This is a genomic window from Cupriavidus pinatubonensis (assembly GCF_019602855.1).
In the GTDB taxonomy this organism is placed as follows: Bacteria; Pseudomonadota; Gammaproteobacteria; order Burkholderiales; family Burkholderiaceae; genus Cupriavidus; species Cupriavidus pinatubonensis.
On record NZ_CP080767.1, the window covers coordinates 1,068,133 to 1,083,909 of the forward strand.

A 15,777-nucleotide genomic window follows, 5' to 3' on the forward strand; every position below is an offset into this window, starting at 1 on the left:
CGGCCATCAGGTGCCGCAGTGCCACCGCCTCAGGCGGGCCGCTTGCGCAGTCGTCAGTTGTCCTTCCGTGTTCATGGCGTTGTCAGGCCGCATGGTCATCCGGCGTTAGATCCGCCAGACCTCAACGCCAGCTAAGGACACGTCCTTCCGGTTTTCCCTCAGCCCAACGCCTCTTGCTTCCGGCATCAGGCGGTGAAGCCACGCTTTGCCCAAGCGCGGCCTAACCAAACCAGTCGTGACATGAAGAAACCCATACTGCCGCGGTGGACGCGGTCTCTGCCAGGCCTCGGCCTGCTCTTGCTGCTCGCCGGCTGCAACATGACGCTGCTCGACCCGAAAGGGCAGGTAGGCGTCGACATCAAAGGCATCATCCTGATCGCCACCTGGCTCATGCTGCTGGTGGTAGTGCCGGTGATCGTCCTGACGCTGGTGTTTGCGTGGAAGTACCGTGCCAGCAACAGTTCGGCGCGCTATGAACCCGACTGGTCGCACTCGACCGCCATTGAAGTCGTGGTGTGGCTGATTCCCTGCCTGATCATCATCGCGCTCGGCATCATCACGTGGAAGTCTTCGCACGACCTGGACCCGTACAAGCCGCTGGAATCCAAGCAGAAGCCGATCACCGTCGAGGCGGTCGCGATGAACTGGAAGTGGCTGTTCATCTATCCGGAACTGAAGATCGCGACGGTCAACCAGATCGCGTTCCCCGTGGGCACACCGGTGAACTTCAAGATCACGTCCGATTCGATCATGAATTCGTTCTTCATCCCGCAACTGGGCAGCCAGGTTTACGCCATGGCCGGGATGGAGACCAAGCTGCACCTGATTGCCAATGAAGCCGGAACGTATGACGGCATGTCCGCCAACTACAGCGGCGGCGGTTTCTCGGGCATGAAGTTCAAGGCGACCGCCATGTCGAACTTCGAGTTCGACGCATGGGTTGCCAAGGTGCGCGCGTCCGAACGTCAGCTCGCCAGCGCGGACTACAAGGTCCTCGCCAAGCCGAGCGAAGCGGAACCGGTGGCCTACTACGGCAAGGTCGAAGACGGCCTGTTCACCGGCATCCTGCACCAGTACATGGGCAACGACGGCCACGCCATGGCCCGCGAGGGTTTTGATGGCGGCCCGATCTGCACGTCGCGTAACACGCTCGGCGAAGAGCGGGTGTCCATGGCCACGCCGGCCAAGCCGGCGCTGGGCGCGCAATCCTAGGAGCAATGATGTTTGGCAAATTGAGTTTGTCGGCGATTCCGTTTCATGAGCCGATCATCATGGTCGTACTGGCCGGCGTCGCCCTCGGCGGCGCTGCGCTGCTAGGCGCGATCACGTATTTCAAGAAGTGGGGCTACCTCTGGAATGAGTGGTTCACTTCCGTCGATCACAAGAAGATCGGCGTGATGTACTGCCTGGTCGCGCTGGTCATGCTGCTGCGCGGCTTTTCCGACGCGGTCATGATGCGCGCCCAGCTGGCGCTCGCCACGAACGGTGCCCACGGCGTCCTGCCGCCGGAACACTACGACCAGATTTTCACCGCCCACGGCGTGATCATGATCTTCTTCGTGGCCATGCCGCTGATGACAGGTCTGATGAACCTCGTGGTGCCGCTGCAGATCGGCGCGCGCGACGTGGCCTTCCCGTTCCTGAACACGCTGTCGTTCTGGCTGTTCGTGTCGGGCGCCATGCTGGTCAACATCTCGCTGGGCGTTGGCGAATTCGCCAAGACCGGCTGGCTCGCCTACCCGCCGCTGTCGGGCCTCGATTTCAGCCCGGGCGTAGGGGTGGACTACTACCTCTGGTCCTTGCAGATCTCAGGGTTGGGCACGCTGCTGACCGGCGTGAACTTCCTGGTGACGATTCTGAAGATGCGCGCCCCGGGCATGACCCTGATGCGCATGCCGGTGTTCACCTGGACCGCCCTGTGCACCAACGTGCTGATCGTGGCCGCCTTCCCGGTGCTGACCGTGTCGCTGGCACTGCTGGGTCTGGACCGCTACTTCGACATGCACTTCTTCACGAACGATGGCGGCGGCAATGCCATGATGTACGTGAACCTGATCTGGATCTGGGGCCACCCCGAGGTGTACATCCTGATCCTGCCGGCGTTCGGTATCTTCTCTGAAGTCATCGCCACGTTCTCGGGCAAGAAGCTGTTCGGCTACAAGGGCATGGTGTACGCGACCGCGGCCATCATGGTGCTGTCGTTCATCGTGTGGCTGCACCACTTCTTCACGATGGGCTCGGGTGCGAACGTCAACGCGTTCTTCGGTATCACGACCATGATCATCTCCATCCCGACGGGGGTGAAGATCTTCAACTGGCTGTTCACGATGTACCGCGGCCGTGTGCAGATGACCACGCCGGTACTGTGGACGCTGGGCTTCATGATCACCTTCGTGATCGGCGGCATGACCGGTGTGCTGATGGCCGTTCCGGCAGCCGACTTCGTGCTGCACAACAGCCTGTTCCTGATCGCCCACTTCCACAACGTGATCATCGGCGGCGTGCTGTTCGGCTACCTGGCCGGCATCACCTACTGGTGGCCGAAGGCGTTCGGATTCACGCTGAACGAGCGACTGGGCAAGTACGCGTTCTGGTGCTGGCTGGTGGGCTTCTACTTCGCCTTCATGCCGCTGTACGTGCTGGGCCTGATGGGCATGACCCGTCGTCTGAACCACACCGACAACCCGGCCTGGACGCCGTGGCTGTACCTGGCCGTGGTTGGCGTGGTCTTCGTGGCGCTGGGCATCTTCTTCCAGGTGCTGCAGATTGTCGTGTCGATCCGCGACCGCAAGAAGCTGGCCGACGTGACCGGCGACCCGTGGGGTGGCCGCACGCTGGAATGGGCTACCTCGTCGCCGCCGCCGTTCTACAACTTCGCGCACACCCCGGTGGTGCGTGACCTGGACGCGTTCGCCGACATGAAGGCCCGTGGCGAAACCATCCCGACCAGCGGCTACGAGCAGATCCACATGCCGAAGAACACCGGCGCTGGCTTCTGGATGGGCCTGTTCAGCCTGGTGCTGGGCTTCGCCCTGGTCTGGCACATCTGGTGGCTTGCCGCCGTGGGCCTGGTCGGCATGGTGGTGTCGTTCATCCGCCGCGCCAACGATGACCACATCGACTATTACGTGCCGGCCGCAGAGGTCGAGCAGATTGAAACGCGCCAACTGCAGCGCATTGCTTCGCAGGCCTGATGACCATGTCGACAGAAGTCCTTGATCGCTTCGGGGCGGCGCAAGCCCCGGCTCATGCGCACTCGCACGACGAGACGCACGACCACGCGCACCACGACACCAGCGAGAACACCATCTTTGGTTTCTGGCTGTACCTGATGAGCGACTGCATCTTGTTCGCGTGCCTGTTCGCCGCCTTCGCCGTCCTGCGCGGCGAAGTGGCGGGCGGCCCGTCGGCCAAGGAGCTTTTCGAGCTCAACTACGTGCTCGTCGAGACCTTCATCCTGCTGTTCTCGTCGATCACGTACGGCTTCGCGATGATCTCGATGCAGAACCGCTCGAAGGGGCGGGTACTGGTCTGGCTGGGTATCACGTTCCTGCTGGGCGCCGCGTTCATGTACATGGAAATCAACGAATTCCATCACCTGATCGCCGAAGGCGCCGGCCCGAGCCGCAGCGCGTTCCTGTCGTCGTTCTTCACGCTGGTGGGCACCCACGGCCTGCACGTCGCAAGCGGCATGGTGTGGATGCTGGTCCTGATGTGGCAAGTCAGCAAGAAGGGCCTGACCCCGACGATGTCCAAGCGCCTGAACTGCCTCAGCCTGTTCTGGCACTTCCTGGACGTCGTCTGGATCGGCGTCTTCACCGTGGTCTACCTGATGGGAGCAATGTAAATGGCACAGCAACACGCAGCGTCCGCGCACGCCGAGTCGCACGGCCACAGCAGCTTCAAGTCCTATGCGATCGGCTTCGTGCTGGCGGTGATCCTGACCGTCATCCCGTTCAAGATCGTGATGGACGGCACTATGGACCGCGGCACGACCCTGCTGATCATCCTCGGCATGGCCGCGGTGCAGGTTGTCGTCCACCTGAAGTACTTCCTGCATATGGATGGTTCGAAGGAACAGCGCTGGAACGTGATGTCATTCCTGTTCACGCTGCTGATCCTGTTCATCGTGCTGGCCGGTTCGCTCTGGATCATGCACAACATGAACGCAAACATGATGCCGTGGATGATGAAGTAATTATCTTCCGGTAATGAACAGAAACGGGGCCTTCGGGCCCCGTTTTGCTTTTGGCGCCGCACCACGTCTGGTTGCGCCTGTATTCGTTGGCCGGCGCGTCCGCCGAATCCTTGCACCCGATTGCACCGTGCACGAAGCCGGTGCGTCGGTGTCCATGCTCTCCCAGCACCAGCGTGGTGCTTCCGCTCGGTAGCCTCCCTCGATTTGTCACTTGCCGGGCGCCCGCCGGCTTCCTGTCGTCTTCCGCCGTCTCGGTACGCCATGGCACGCTAGTTGCAGATGCATCACCCGGGGTGCGTTGAGTCCCGTAACCAAACGACAAACTGGGAGCTGCAATGAAACGACGTGACATGCTGAAGCTGTCGGCGGTAGCCGCCGCGGCGATGATCAGCGCCAGCCCGCTGGCGATGGCGCAGTCCAAGGAACCGATCAAGGTCGGCATCCTCCATTCGCTGTCGGGCACCATGGCCATTTCGGAGACGTCGCTCAAGGACGTGGCCCTGATGACCATCGACGAGATCAACAAGAGCGGCGGCGTGCTCGGCCGCAAGCTCGAGCCCGTGGTCGTGGATCCGGCATCAAACTGGCCGCTGTTCGCCGAGAAGGCGCGCCAGCTGATTACCAAGGACAAGGTCGCTGTCACGTTCGGCTGCTGGACTTCGGTGTCGCGCAAGTCGGTGCTGCCGGTCTACGAGGAACTGAACTCGCTGCTGTTCTACCCCGTGCAGTATGAAGGCGAGGAGATGTCCAAGAACGTCTTCTACACCGGCGCGGCGCCCAACCAGCAGGCCATCCCGGCGGTCGAGTACCTGATGAGCAAGGAAGGTGGCGGCGCGAAGCGCTTCTTCCTGCTTGGCACCGACTACGTCTACCCGCGCACCACCAACAAGATCCTGCGCGCGTTCCTGAAGAGCAAGGGCGTGGCGGACAAGGATATCGAAGAGGTCTACACGCCGTTCGGCCACAGCGACTACCAGACCATCGTCGCGAATATCAAGAAGTTCTCGCAGGGCGGAAAAACGGCTGTGATCTCGACCATCAACGGTGACTCCAACGTGCCGTTCTACAAGGAGCTCGGCAACGCCGGCCTGAAGGCCAAGGACGTGCCGGTGGTGGCCTTCTCGGTGGGTGAGGAAGAACTGCGCGGCATCGACACCAAGCCGCTGGTCGGCCACCTGGCCGCATGGAACTACTTCATGTCGGTCAAGAACCCCGAGAACGAAGCGTTCAAGAAGCAATGGGCGGCATGGGTCAAGGCGAACAACCTTCCTGGTGGCGACAAGCGCGTGACCAATGACCCGATGGAAGCCACTTACGTCGGCATCCACATGTGGGCGCAGGCCGTGAAGAAGGCCGGCACGACCGATCCGGACAAGGTCCGCGCGGCCATGTATGGCCAGACTTTCAAGGCACCGGACGGCTTCACGCTGACCATGGGCGACAACCATCATCTGTACAAGCCGGTGATGATTGGCGAGGTTAAGGGCGACGGCCAGTTCACGGTGGTGTGGAAGACCGCGAAGCCGATCCGCGCGCAGCCTTGGAGCCCGTTCATCTCCGGCAATGAAGGCAAGCCGGACAAGGTGATGTAAGGCAGCCAGTCGCTGCACCCCTGGCAGGCGCGCTCCGCCGGCTGACCGTTGCCGGCTGGCGGTGGTGCGCGCCTGACCGGGCCCGGGGGGGGTCCCCGAAAAAAGCAGGCACGACCACGTGCCGCCCAATCGCCAGCACCTATGTCCCAATCGTTACCGAAGATCGCCATGTCGTGGCTGCGCGCCATGCTGGCTGCGCTGCTGCTTGCCGTGCCGCTTTTGGCGGCAGCCGCAGGCGCATTGACGCAAGCCGACCTCAAGCCATTGGCCGAGGACGATTTCGATGCCAAGACCGCGGCCTTGTCCGCGCTGGCCAAGGCGCCGCCGGAGCAGGCCGGGCCTATTCTCAAGGCGTTGCAGGACGATACGCTGCAATATGACCCATCGGTGGGCATGGTGCGCCAGGACGGTGACAAGACCGTCGATGCGATCACCGGCAAGCCAGTGACGGTCAAGGCCGATGAACTGGAATCGCTGACCCTGAACAACAGCCTGCGCGCGATCGTCGATAGCGCCGCAAGCGGATTCCTGCTGCAGTCGCCCGATATCTCGCTGCGCACGCAGGCGATCAACACGCTGTACGATCAACCAGAGAATGCGTCGCGCGCCAGTGTGGAAACTGCGCGCAAGTCTGAGGCCGATCCCGGCCTGCGCGCACGCCTGGACGTGATCTGGGCCACTACGGTGCTAGCGGAGGAGCTGAAGGCTGGCGATGCCGCGCAGCGCGAGGCGCGTCTCGAAGCCATTCGCGTCCTCGGCCGCGACAGCAATCCGCAAAGCCGCCAGAAGCTCGCACCGTTAGTCGAGCGCGGTAGCGACGGCAAGTATCGCGAACCCGATGTCGAGGTACGTACCGCCGCGCAGCAGGCGCTCGACACGCTGCGCAGCGACCAGCGCCGCGCCGAACTGGTCGGCAACCTGTTCGCAGGCCTGAGCCTTGGCAGCGTGCTATTGCTGGCCGCGCTGGGCCTGGCGATCACCTACGGCCTGATCGGCGTCATCAACATGGCGCACGGCGAATTCCTGATGATCGGCGCCTATGCGACCTACGTGGTGCAGACGCTGTTCCGCACGTATGCGCCCGGTGCGTTCGACTGGTACCTGCCCGCGGCACTGCCGGCATCGTTCCTCGCGGCCGGCATCGTCGGCTTCGTGCTCGAGCGGCTGGTGCTGCGCCATCTCTATGGCCGCCCGCTGGAGACCTTGCTCGCCACGTTCGGTGTGAGCCTGCTGCTGATGCAGGCGGTGCGCACGTTGTTCGGCGCGCAGAACGTTGAGGTGGCCAACCCCGCGTGGATGAGCGGCGGTGTCGAATGGATGCCGGGCCTTGTGATTCCGTACAACCGCATCGTGATCATCCTGTTCGCGCTGGCCGTCGTGGCCGTTGCCTGGGCGGTGCTCAACCGTACGCGACTCGGCCTGTTCGTACGTGCCACGACACAGAACCGGACCATGGCTGCGTGCGTGGGCGTGCGCACGTGGAAGGTCGACAGCTACGCGTTCGCGTTCGGTGCGGGCATTGCCGGCCTGGGCGGCTGCGCGCTGTCGCAGATCGGCAATGTCGGCCCGGACCTCGGCCAGGCCTACATCATCGATTCCTTCATGGTGGTGGTGCTGGGCGGGGTAGGGCAGTTGGCAGGCACTATCGTCGGCGCGTTCGGCCTCGGCATCATCAACAAGTTCATCGAGCCGTTCTATGGCGCGGTGCTCGCCAAGATCTTCGTCCTGGTGCTGATCGTGCTTTTCATCCAGAAGCGCCCGCAGGGACTTTTCGCGCTCAAGGGGCGCAGCGCGGAGGCATGATGCAGAGCTTTCACTCAAACTCCCCGGGCACGCCGTTTCGTCTGTCGGTGCCCGAGCGCCAGCCGCTGTTCACTGGGCGCGGCTGGGCTGTGCTGGCGATACTGACGCTCGTCGTGGCGGTCGGCGTTCCGGTGTGCGCGCTGATGGTGCCGGAAGGGCATCCGCTTCACCTGTCGGCCTATGCACTGACGCTGATCGGCAAGATCATGTGCTTCGCGCTGGCTGCCATCGCACTCGATCTCGTGTGGGGCTACTGCGGCATCCTGAGCCTTGGACATGGCTTGTTCTTTGCGCTTGGCGGCTATGCGATGGGCATGTACCTGATGCGATCCATCGGCCGCGAAGGCGTGTATAAGAGCGACTTGCCGGACTTCATGGTGTTCCTCGACTGGAAGGAACTGCCGTGGTTCTGGCACGGCACCGAACACCTCTGGTATGCGCTGCTGCTGGTGGTGCTCGTGCCCGGCGTGCTGGCGTGGCTGTTCGGCTTCTTCGCGTTCCGTTCGCGCATCAAGGGCGTGTACCTGTCGATCATCACGCAAGCCATGACGTATGCGGCGATGCTGCTTTTCTTCCGCAACGAGACCGGCTTCGGCGGCAACAACGGGTTCACTGACTTCAAGCGCATCGCGGATTTCGCGATCGCCGCGCCGCAGACGCGCACGGCGCTGTTCGTGCTGACGTTCCTCGCACTGATCGCCGGGTTCGTCGCGTGCCGCTATATCGTGACGTCGAAGCTGGGCCGCGTAGTCACGGCCGTGCGCGATGCCGAGATGCGCGTGATGTTCTCGGGCTACAACCCGCTCGGCTACAAGCTCTTCGTATGGACGTTCTCGGCCGTGCTGTGCGGTGTTGCGGGCGCGCTGTATGTGCCGCAGGTGGGCATCATCAACCCGGGCGAGATGTCGCCGGGCAATTCGATCGAGATGGCCGTATGGGTGGCCGTTGGTGGCCGCGGCACGTTGATCGGGCCCGTGATCGGGGCGTTCCTGGTCAATGGCGCCAAGACGATGTTCACCGCGTACTTTGCCGAGTACTGGCTGTTCCTCCTCGGCGCGATGTTCGTGCTCGTCACGCTGTACCTGCCGGATGGCGTGATCGGGTTGTGGAAGCGTCTGCGCCAACGCGGCAGCCGTGCCACGCCGGCAGTGGCCGCGCCGACCGAGGCCGTATCCAGTCCTGCAGTAGCAGGACGCACCGGAGGTGAAGCATGAATGCCGCGCTCGAATACGGTCAGGCGGAAAGCGGCAATGCCACGGGCCTTGGCCGCGTAGTGGAGCCGGGCACGATCGATGTCTCGCATGGCCCCATCCTTTACCTGGAAGACGTGACGGTGCAGTTCGGCGGCTTCCGCGCGCTCAACAAGCTGAGCCTGTCGATCGACCACGGCGAACTGCGCTGCGTGATCGGCCCCAATGGCGCCGGCAAGACCACGATGATGGACGTCATCACCGGCAAGACAGGCCCGCGCAACGCCAACGTGAGCGGCCGCGTGTTCCTGGGCCAGACCATCGACCTGATCCGCATGACCGAGCCGCGCATCGCGCAGGTCGGCATCGGCCGCAAGTTCCAGAAGCCGACGGTGTTCGAGCAGCATGCCGTCTGGGAAAACCTCGAACTGGCGATGAAGGCCGACAAGCGCTGGTGGTCGTCGCTGCGTGCCCGGCTGACCGGGGAGGGGCATCGTCGCATTGAAGAGACGCTGGCGCTGACGGGGCTGGAGGACGAGGCCTATCGTCCGGCCGGATTGCTGTCGCACGGCCAGAAGCAGCGGCTGGAGATCGGCATGCTGTTGATGCAGCAGCCGCAGCTGTTGCTGCTGGACGAACCCGTGGCCGGCATGACCGATGAGGAAACCATGCAACTCGCCGCGCTGCTGAACAGCCTGCGTGGCAGTTGCTCGATGATGGTGGTCGAGCACGACATGGAGTTCGTCGCGGCGCTGGCCGGCGACGAGGGCAGGGTCACGGTGCTTGCCGAGGGCAGCGTGCTCGCCGAAGGCACGCTCGACAGCGTCAAGCGCGATGAACGCGTGATCGAATCCTATTTGGGAAGATAGCCATGCTGCAGGTCAATGCACTGAACCAGTTCTACGGCGGCAGCCATATCCTGCGCAACGTCTCGTTCGAGGTGCCGCGCGGCAAGCTCACCACGCTGCTCGGCCGCAACGGCGTGGGCAAGAGCACCTTGCTCAAGTGCCTGATGGGGGTGGTGCCCACGCGCAGCGGCAGTATCCAATGGGAAGGGCGCGCGCTGGAAAAGAAGCCGCCTTACGAGCGCGTCTCGGCAGGTCTCGCCTATGTGCCGCAGGGGCGCGAGATTTTTCCACGGCTCACGGTCGAAGAGAACCTGCTGATCGGCGCGGCGAGCCGGGCGCGCCCGACGGGCGTGCCGGATCGCATCTATCAGCTGTTCCCGGTGCTGCGCACCATGCGCCAGCGCCGCGGCGGAGACCTGTCCGGCGGACAGCAGCAACAGCTAGCGATCGGCCGTGCGCTGATGAGCGAGCCCGAACTGCTGATCCTCGACGAGCCGACTGAGGGCATCCAGCCATCGATCATCCAGGACATCGGACGTGCGCTGCGCCTGCTGGTCGACGAGTTCGGCATGACGGTGCTGCTTGTCGAGCAGTACTACGAGTTCGCGCGACATATCGCCGACCATTACGTGGTGATGAGCCGCGGCGAAGTCGTGGCGAAGGGAGAAGGCGCGGCCATGGAACAGGACGGCGTGCGGGAGCTGATTGCCGTGTGAACATGCGAGGCGTCGCAGGTGCTGTTCGCGACGCTTCCGCAGAGGCGGCCGGCGCGCTATGATTTCCGGCATCCGCTGCAGAGCGCGTGCCGCAGCTTGCCTTCGCTTGCATCGCCGGTCCACTCATCGAGCCATGCGTCATCCCGATTTTCCTTCCGCCGTTGCCGTGCCGCCTGCATGGCAGGCCAGCCTGCGCCTGCGTTTTGCCGCGCGCGGCGAACGTACCGTACTGGCCGCGCGGCAGCACCGTGGCCCGTTGATGGTGCAGAAGCCCCTCTATCCGGAGGGTGACATCTGCCATGCCGTCATCCTGCATCCACCGGCTGGCGTGGCCGGGGGCGACACGCTCGATATTGCCCTGCATGCGGAAGCGGGTACTCATGCTGTCATCGCCACGCCGGGCGCCACGAAGTGGTACAAGTCGCTAGGCCGTGACGCGTCGCAGCATGTGCGACTTACCGTCGAGGAAGGCGCGCGGCTTGACTGGCTGCCGCAGGAGAACATCGTGTTCGACGATGCGCGTGCGCGCATTGCGACCGAACTTTCAATTGCGCCTGGCGGCAGCGCGATCGGCTGGGATGCCGTCGTGCTGGGCCGGCAAGCATCGGGCGAGCAGTGGAACCGGGGCGTGCTGTGGCTAGACACGCAGGTGCGCTGCAATGGCCATGCGCTGTGGATCGAGCAATCGCAGCTGGATGCCGGGTCGCCACTGCGCGGTGCGGTGGCTGGGCTCGACGGCATGTCGGTGCTCGGCACGCTGTGGGCGGTCGGACATGGCGCGACGCAAGAACTGGCCGAGTCGCTCGCGGAACGCCTGCCTTACGCGGCTGGTCTGCGCGCCGGGGTGACATGCCTGTCGTCACCGGCGCAGTCGATGCTGCTGGTGCGCGTGCTGGGCCGGCAGATGGAAGCGGTCAGGCATGTCATGGTCGACGCATGGAGCGCGCTGCGCGAGCCGATCCACGGCGTGCCGGCGCGGCCGCTGCGGCTGTGGGCCACCTGAAGGCAGGAATACGAAAACAACAAGGACATCCACAATGGAACTGACACCGAGAGAGAAGGACAAGCTGCTGATCTTCACTGCCGCGCTGCTTGCCGAGCGCCGACGCGCGCGCGGTCTCAAGCTGAACTACCCCGAGGCCGTGGCGCTGATCACCGCCGCAATCATGGAAGGCGCGCGCGATGGCCGCACGGTCGCCGAGCTGATGCACGAAGGCACGACGGTGCTGAGCCGCGACGACGTGATGGATGGCGTCGCCGAGATGATTCCCGAGATCCAGGTCGAGGCGACCTTTCCGGATGGCACCAAGCTCGTCACGGTTCACCATCCCATTGTCTGACAACGTACCGGACCACACCGACAACACGAACAACATCCATCGAGAGCCGATATGAACCGTTCCGCCTGCTCGCGCCTGGCCTTGGGCGCCACGCTGTCCCTCGCTGCCGTCTCCGCGTTTGCCCATCCCGGCCATGATGCCGCTACTGTCGGGGCGAGCCTTTGGGCAGGGCTTCTGCATCCGCTTACCGGCCCTGATCACTTGCTGGCGATGGCGGCGGTGGGGGTCTGGAGCGCACTGTGCGCACGCTCGGCATCGGACACATTGCGCTTGCCGCTGGCATTCGTTGCGCTGATGCTGGTTGGTGCTGGCCTTGGGCTCAGCGGTCTGGCTCTTCCTGCGGTCGAACCAATGATTGCGGCTTCGCTGCTCGTGGTCGGCGTACTGGTCGCAGTCCGCGCGAAGCTTCCCGCCTGGGCGGGCATGTCGATCATCGGGGGCTTCGCCGTGTTCCATGGCTATGCGCACGGCGCCGAGTTGCCCGGCTCGGCGGCAGCGCTGCCGGCTGTGCTCGCGTACGTTGCCGGCTTTGCGTTGGCCACCATGGCACTGCACCTGCTGGGCATCGTCGCGGGCACGTACCTGCGCAATCGCGCGGGCTGGCTGGCGCGTTTGGCCGGCGCGGGCGTTGCGCTGTACGGCGTCGGCCTGTTGGTAGCCTGAGGAGACGGCGATGATTCCCGGTGAACTGATGGCAGCGGACGGCGAGATCGAACTCAATGCCGGCCGTCACACGGCGAGCGTAACAGTAGCCAACACGGGCGACCGCCCGATCCAGGTGGGCTCGCATTTTCACTTCTACGAAACCAACGCCGCGCTGTCGTTCGATCGCGAGGCCACCCGAGGTTTTCGCCTCAATATCGCCGCGGGGACTGCAGTGCGGTTTGAACCGGGCCAGACGCGTACCGTGGAACTCGTCGCGCTCGATGGTGACCGCATCGTCTACGGCTTCAACGGCAAGATCATGGGAGCGCTGTGATGGTGAAGATCTCCAGGCAGGCCTATGCGGAAATGTTTGGCCCGACCACCGGCGACCGCGTGCGGCTCGCCGATACCGGGCTCGTGATCGAGGTCGAGAAGGACTTCACGATCTACGGCGAGGAAGTGAAGTTCGGCGGCGGCAAGGTGATCCGCGACGGCATGGGCCAGAGCCAGCGCATGGCGAAGGACTGCGTCGATACGGTCATTACCAACGCGCTGATCGTTGACCACTGGGGCATCGTCAAGGCCGATATCGGCCTCAAGGGCGGGCGGATCGCGGCGATCGGCAAGGCTGGCAATCCCGATATCCAGCCCGGTGTGACGATCGTCGTGGGGCCGGGTACGGAAGTGATCGCGGGCGAGGGCATGATCGTTACCGCAGGCGGCATCGATACGCACATCCACTTCATCTGCCCGCAGCAGATCGAAGAAGCGCTGATGAGTGGTGTGACCACCATGATCGGCGGTGGCACCGGCCCGGCCACCGGCACGTTCGCGACTACCGTTACGCCTGGGCCGTGGTACATGGAGCGCATGCTGCAGGCCATCGAGGCGTATCCGATGAACATCGGGTTGCTCGGGAAAGGCAATGCAAGCCAGCAAGCGCCGATTCTGGAGCAGGTGGAAGCAGGCGCCATTGGTCTGAAGCTGCACGAGGACTGGGGCACGACGCCGGCTGCGATCGATACCTGCCTGTCTGTGGCGGATGCGACCGATACCCAGGTGGCCATCCATACTGACACGCTCAACGAAGCCGGGTTTGTCGAAGCGACCATCGCCGCGTTCAAGGGCCGCACCATCCATACGTACCACACGGAAGGCGCCGGCGGCGGTCACGCACCCGACATCATCAAGGTGTGCGGCGAGGCCAACGTGTTGCCGTCGTCGACCAATCCGACCCGGCCCTACACGGTGAATACGCTGGACGAGCACCTCGACATGCTGATGGTGTGCCACCACCTTGATCCGGCGATTGCGGAGGACATCGCCTTTGCGGAAAGCCGTATCCGCCGCGAGACTATCGCCGCGGAGGACATCCTGCATGACCTCGGCGCGTTCTCGATGATCTCGAGCGATTCTCAGGCGATGGGGCGCGTGGGCGAGGTCATCATCCGCACATGGCAGACCGCACACAAGATGGCGGCGCAGCGCGGCAAGCTGCCGGGCGATCCGAACGATGCGCGCGGCGGGCACGACAATTTCCGCGTCAAGCGCTATATCGCCAAGTACACGATCAATCCGGCGCTGACGCATGGCATCGCCCACGAAGTCGGCTCCATAGAGGTGGGCAAGTGGGCGGATCTGGTTCTGTGGCGACCGGCGTTCTTTGGCGTGAAGCCGAGCCTGATCCTGAAGGGCGGAATGATTGCTGCCGCGGCGATGGGTGATCCCAATGCCTCGATCCCGACGCCGCAGCCGGTACACTATCGCCCGATGTTCGCATCGGCGGGCGGCGCGCTGCACAAATCGTCGTTGACCTTTGTCTCGCAGGCGGCGCTTGCTGCAAATGTCGGCGAGCGGTACGGGCTGGCGAAGACGCTATCGGCCGTACGCGGCACGCGCACGGTAAGCAAGCGGGACATGGTGCACAATGACTGGCAGCCGCATGTCACCGTGGATCCGGAAACCTACCAGGTCGTCGCCGATGGCCAGTTGCTGATGTGCGAGCCGGCCACGGAGCTGCCCATGGCGCAGCGCTATTTCCTGTTCTGATTCTGGTTCCCGCAATGCTGAAGATCGACAAAGTCCTGAGCGCGCCGCACGGCATCGCCGCCGTGCTCGTGCGCCGTGCTCCCAAGCTGGTTCTACCGTTTGGCGAACGCAGCAAGAGCCGCCTGCGTGCCGTGCTCGACAACGGCGACGAGGCCGCGCTGTTCCTCCCTCGCGGCACGGTGCTGCGAGGCGGTGATCTTTTGATTGCAGAAGACGGCAGCTTTGTCGAAGTGCAGGCGGCAGCGGAGCGCGTGCTCGAAGTGCGCGCCGCTGACCAGCATGGGCTGATGCGCGCGGCGTATCACCTCGGAAACCGGCACACGCCGGTAGAGGTAGGGCGCGACTATCTGCGGCTCGAGTTTGATCCGGTGCTGGCGGACATGCTGGCGCGGCTGCGGGTGCAGGCAGTGCAGATCGACGCGCCGTTTGAGCCGGAAGCGGGCGCCTATGGTGGCGGTCATAAGCACGGACATGACGCCACCTTTGCAGAAGACTATGCGGCGGCGCAGGCGGTGTTTCATGAACATCATGGGCACGACCATGATCATGATCATGGGCACTCGCACTCGCACTCGCACTCGCACGATCACGATCACGATCACGATCACGATCACGATCACGATCACGAGCATGATGTAAAGGGGCACGTTCACGGCCCCGGCTGCGGGCACAAGCACTGAACGCGTAGCACACCGCCGGCCATGACACCGCTGCGTCAGCTCATCTCCCTCCTGCACCTGGCCTCACCCGCGCTCCCAATCGGTGGCTTCAGCTATTCGCAAGGTCTCGAAGCCGCCATCGACATTGGCTGTGTCCGTGATGCAGATACCGCCGAACGCTGGATTCGCGACAGTCTGCTATACGTCCAGGCGCAATGCGAAGCGCCGTTGTGGCTGCTGCTGCATCGCGGCTGGCAGGCGATGGATGTCGATGCGGTGCGCGAGTGGAACGGCTGGTTCCATGCCACCCGCGAAACGGCCGAGTTGCGGCTCGAGACCGAACAGATGGGCTGGTCGCTCGCGAAGCTCGTGGGGCAGATGGGATGGGGTGGCGATGCGTTGCGCGAGCATCTTGCCGTCATATCGCCGGTATGCCTGCCGACGGCGTTTGCGGCAACCAGCGTGGCGCTGGAGATCGATGAGCGCGAGGGGCTGGCCGCTTACTGCTTCAACTGGGCGGAAAACCAAGTGGCCGCCGCTGTCAAGGCCGTGCCGCTAGGGCAGGTGGCCGGCCAGCACATGCTGCGGCGTCTGCACGAAGCCGTGCTGATGACAGTTGATGAAGCCGTACAACGCGCCGCGGAAACGCCACCAAGGCTTTCCACCTTTTCACCAATGCTGGGATTGCTTTCGTCGCGTCACGAAACGCAATATTCCCGGCTGTTCCGTTCCTGAAT

Annotated in this window: 16 protein-coding genes; all 16 read left to right on the forward strand. The window is 63.8% G+C overall.

Annotation, left to right across the window (positions count from 1 at the left end; all coding sequences use genetic code 11):
• The first annotated feature begins 240 nt into the window (after window positions 1-240).
• The gene (cyoA, locus tag K2O51_RS17410; RefSeq protein ID WP_140950132.1) at window positions 241-1,212 is read left to right on the forward strand and encodes a ubiquinol oxidase subunit II; all 972 of its coding nucleotides are present in this window, start codon (window positions 241-243) and stop codon (window positions 1,210-1,212) included.
• 8 nt (window positions 1,213-1,220) lie between these two features.
• Window positions 1,221-3,194 carry a cytochrome o ubiquinol oxidase subunit I gene (cyoB, locus tag K2O51_RS17415; protein ID WP_011297166.1) on the forward strand — a complete coding sequence of 658 codons (1,974 nt, stop codon included), beginning with the start codon at window positions 1,221-1,223 and terminating at the stop codon, window positions 3,192-3,194.
• Between the two features lie 5 nt (window positions 3,195-3,199).
• Complete coding sequence (gene cyoC / locus K2O51_RS17420; RefSeq protein ID WP_041679857.1) at window positions 3,200-3,847, forward strand: cytochrome o ubiquinol oxidase subunit III; 648 nt, start codon at window positions 3,200-3,202, stop codon at window positions 3,845-3,847.
• The gene (gene cyoD / locus K2O51_RS17425; RefSeq protein ID WP_011297168.1) at window positions 3,848-4,198 is read left to right on the forward strand and encodes a cytochrome o ubiquinol oxidase subunit IV; all 351 of its coding nucleotides are present in this window, start codon (window positions 3,848-3,850) and stop codon (window positions 4,196-4,198) included. It abuts the gene before it with no gap.
• Between the two features lie 335 nt (window positions 4,199-4,533).
• Entirely contained in the window at window positions 4,534-5,790 is a 1,257-nt protein-coding gene (gene urtA, locus K2O51_RS17430; RefSeq protein ID WP_011297169.1) for an urea ABC transporter substrate-binding protein, read from the forward strand.
• 168 nt (window positions 5,791-5,958) lie between these two features.
• On the forward strand, window positions 5,959-7,593 hold the full coding sequence (urtB, locus tag K2O51_RS17435) for an urea ABC transporter permease subunit UrtB (RefSeq protein WP_245001923.1): 1,635 nt from the start codon (window positions 5,959-5,961) through the stop codon (window positions 7,591-7,593).
• Window positions 7,593-8,807, forward strand: coding sequence for an urea ABC transporter permease subunit UrtC (gene urtC, locus K2O51_RS17440; protein ID WP_140950136.1), 1,215 nt, complete (start codon window positions 7,593-7,595; stop codon window positions 8,805-8,807). The genes urtB and urtC overlap by 1 nt, the downstream gene beginning before the upstream one ends.
• Window positions 8,804-9,652 (forward strand): urea ABC transporter ATP-binding protein UrtD, encoded by an 849-nt coding sequence (gene urtD, locus K2O51_RS17445; protein WP_011297172.1) that lies wholly within the window; start codon window positions 8,804-8,806, stop codon window positions 9,650-9,652. The genes urtC and urtD overlap by 4 nt, the downstream gene beginning before the upstream one ends.
• Window positions 9,653-9,654: 2 nt before the next feature.
• Window positions 9,655-10,347: an urea ABC transporter ATP-binding subunit UrtE gene (gene urtE / locus K2O51_RS17450; RefSeq protein WP_011297173.1), complete on the forward strand. Its 693-nt coding sequence runs from the start codon at window positions 9,655-9,657 to the stop codon at window positions 10,345-10,347.
• A 133-nt stretch (window positions 10,348-10,480) separates the two neighbouring features.
• Window positions 10,481-11,350 carry an urease accessory protein UreD gene (locus K2O51_RS17455; RefSeq protein ID WP_011297174.1) on the forward strand — a complete coding sequence of 290 codons (870 nt, stop codon included), beginning with the start codon at window positions 10,481-10,483 and terminating at the stop codon, window positions 11,348-11,350.
• A gap of 34 nt (window positions 11,351-11,384) precedes the next feature.
• Window positions 11,385-11,687 (forward strand): urease subunit gamma, encoded by a 303-nt coding sequence (locus K2O51_RS17460; RefSeq protein WP_011297175.1) that lies wholly within the window; start codon window positions 11,385-11,387, stop codon window positions 11,685-11,687.
• A gap of 51 nt (window positions 11,688-11,738) precedes the next feature.
• Window positions 11,739-12,350, forward strand: a complete 612-nt coding sequence (locus K2O51_RS17465) for a HupE/UreJ family protein (RefSeq protein ID WP_011297176.1) — start codon at window positions 11,739-11,741, stop codon at window positions 12,348-12,350.
• 10 nt (window positions 12,351-12,360) lie between these two features.
• Window positions 12,361-12,666 (forward strand): urease subunit beta, encoded by a 306-nt coding sequence (locus K2O51_RS17470; protein ID WP_011297177.1) that lies wholly within the window; start codon window positions 12,361-12,363, stop codon window positions 12,664-12,666.
• Entirely contained in the window at window positions 12,663-14,381 is a 1,719-nt protein-coding gene (gene ureC, locus K2O51_RS17475; protein WP_280640419.1) for an urease subunit alpha, read from the forward strand. The genes K2O51_RS17470 and ureC overlap by 4 nt, the downstream gene beginning before the upstream one ends.
• A gap of 14 nt (window positions 14,382-14,395) precedes the next feature.
• Window positions 14,396-15,061, forward strand: a complete 666-nt coding sequence (gene ureE / locus K2O51_RS17480) for an urease accessory protein UreE (RefSeq protein ID WP_220631435.1) — start codon at window positions 14,396-14,398, stop codon at window positions 15,059-15,061.
• Between the two features lie 21 nt (window positions 15,062-15,082).
• A complete protein-coding gene (locus tag K2O51_RS17485) occupies window positions 15,083-15,775 on the forward strand; it encodes an urease accessory protein UreF (RefSeq protein ID WP_140950798.1) in 693 nt (230 codons plus the stop codon).
• The last annotated feature ends 2 nt before the right edge of the window (window positions 15,776-15,777 follow it).

Coding starts and splice junctions, on each gene's coding strand:
- urtA (WP_011297169.1), top strand. CDS start 4,534: ATGAAACGACGTGACATGCTGAAGCTGTCGGCGGTAGCCGCCGCGGCG.
- K2O51_RS17460 (WP_011297175.1), top strand. CDS start 11,385: ATGGAACTGACACCGAGAGAGAAGGACAAGCTGCTGATCTTCACTGCC.
- ureE (WP_220631435.1), top strand. CDS start 14,396: ATGCTGAAGATCGACAAAGTCCTGAGCGCGCCGCACGGCATCGCCGCC.
- urtC (WP_140950136.1), top strand. CDS start 7,593: ATGCAGAGCTTTCACTCAAACTCCCCGGGCACGCCGTTTCGTCTGTCG.
- K2O51_RS17465 (WP_011297176.1), top strand. CDS start 11,739: ATGAACCGTTCCGCCTGCTCGCGCCTGGCCTTGGGCGCCACGCTGTCC.
- cyoA (WP_140950132.1), top strand. CDS start 241: ATGAAGAAACCCATACTGCCGCGGTGGACGCGGTCTCTGCCAGGCCTC.
- cyoB (WP_011297166.1), top strand. CDS start 1,221: ATGTTTGGCAAATTGAGTTTGTCGGCGATTCCGTTTCATGAGCCGATC.
- urtE (WP_011297173.1), top strand. CDS start 9,655: ATGCTGCAGGTCAATGCACTGAACCAGTTCTACGGCGGCAGCCATATC.
- K2O51_RS17485 (WP_140950798.1), top strand. CDS start 15,083: ATGACACCGCTGCGTCAGCTCATCTCCCTCCTGCACCTGGCCTCACCC.
- urtB (WP_245001923.1), top strand. CDS start 5,959: ATGTCGTGGCTGCGCGCCATGCTGGCTGCGCTGCTGCTTGCCGTGCCG.
- cyoD (WP_011297168.1), top strand. CDS start 3,848: ATGGCACAGCAACACGCAGCGTCCGCGCACGCCGAGTCGCACGGCCAC.
- cyoC (WP_041679857.1), top strand. CDS start 3,200: ATGTCGACAGAAGTCCTTGATCGCTTCGGGGCGGCGCAAGCCCCGGCT.
- K2O51_RS17455 (WP_011297174.1), top strand. CDS start 10,481: ATGCGTCATCCCGATTTTCCTTCCGCCGTTGCCGTGCCGCCTGCATGG.
- urtD (WP_011297172.1), top strand. CDS start 8,804: ATGAATGCCGCGCTCGAATACGGTCAGGCGGAAAGCGGCAATGCCACG.
- K2O51_RS17470 (WP_011297177.1), top strand. CDS start 12,361: ATGATTCCCGGTGAACTGATGGCAGCGGACGGCGAGATCGAACTCAAT.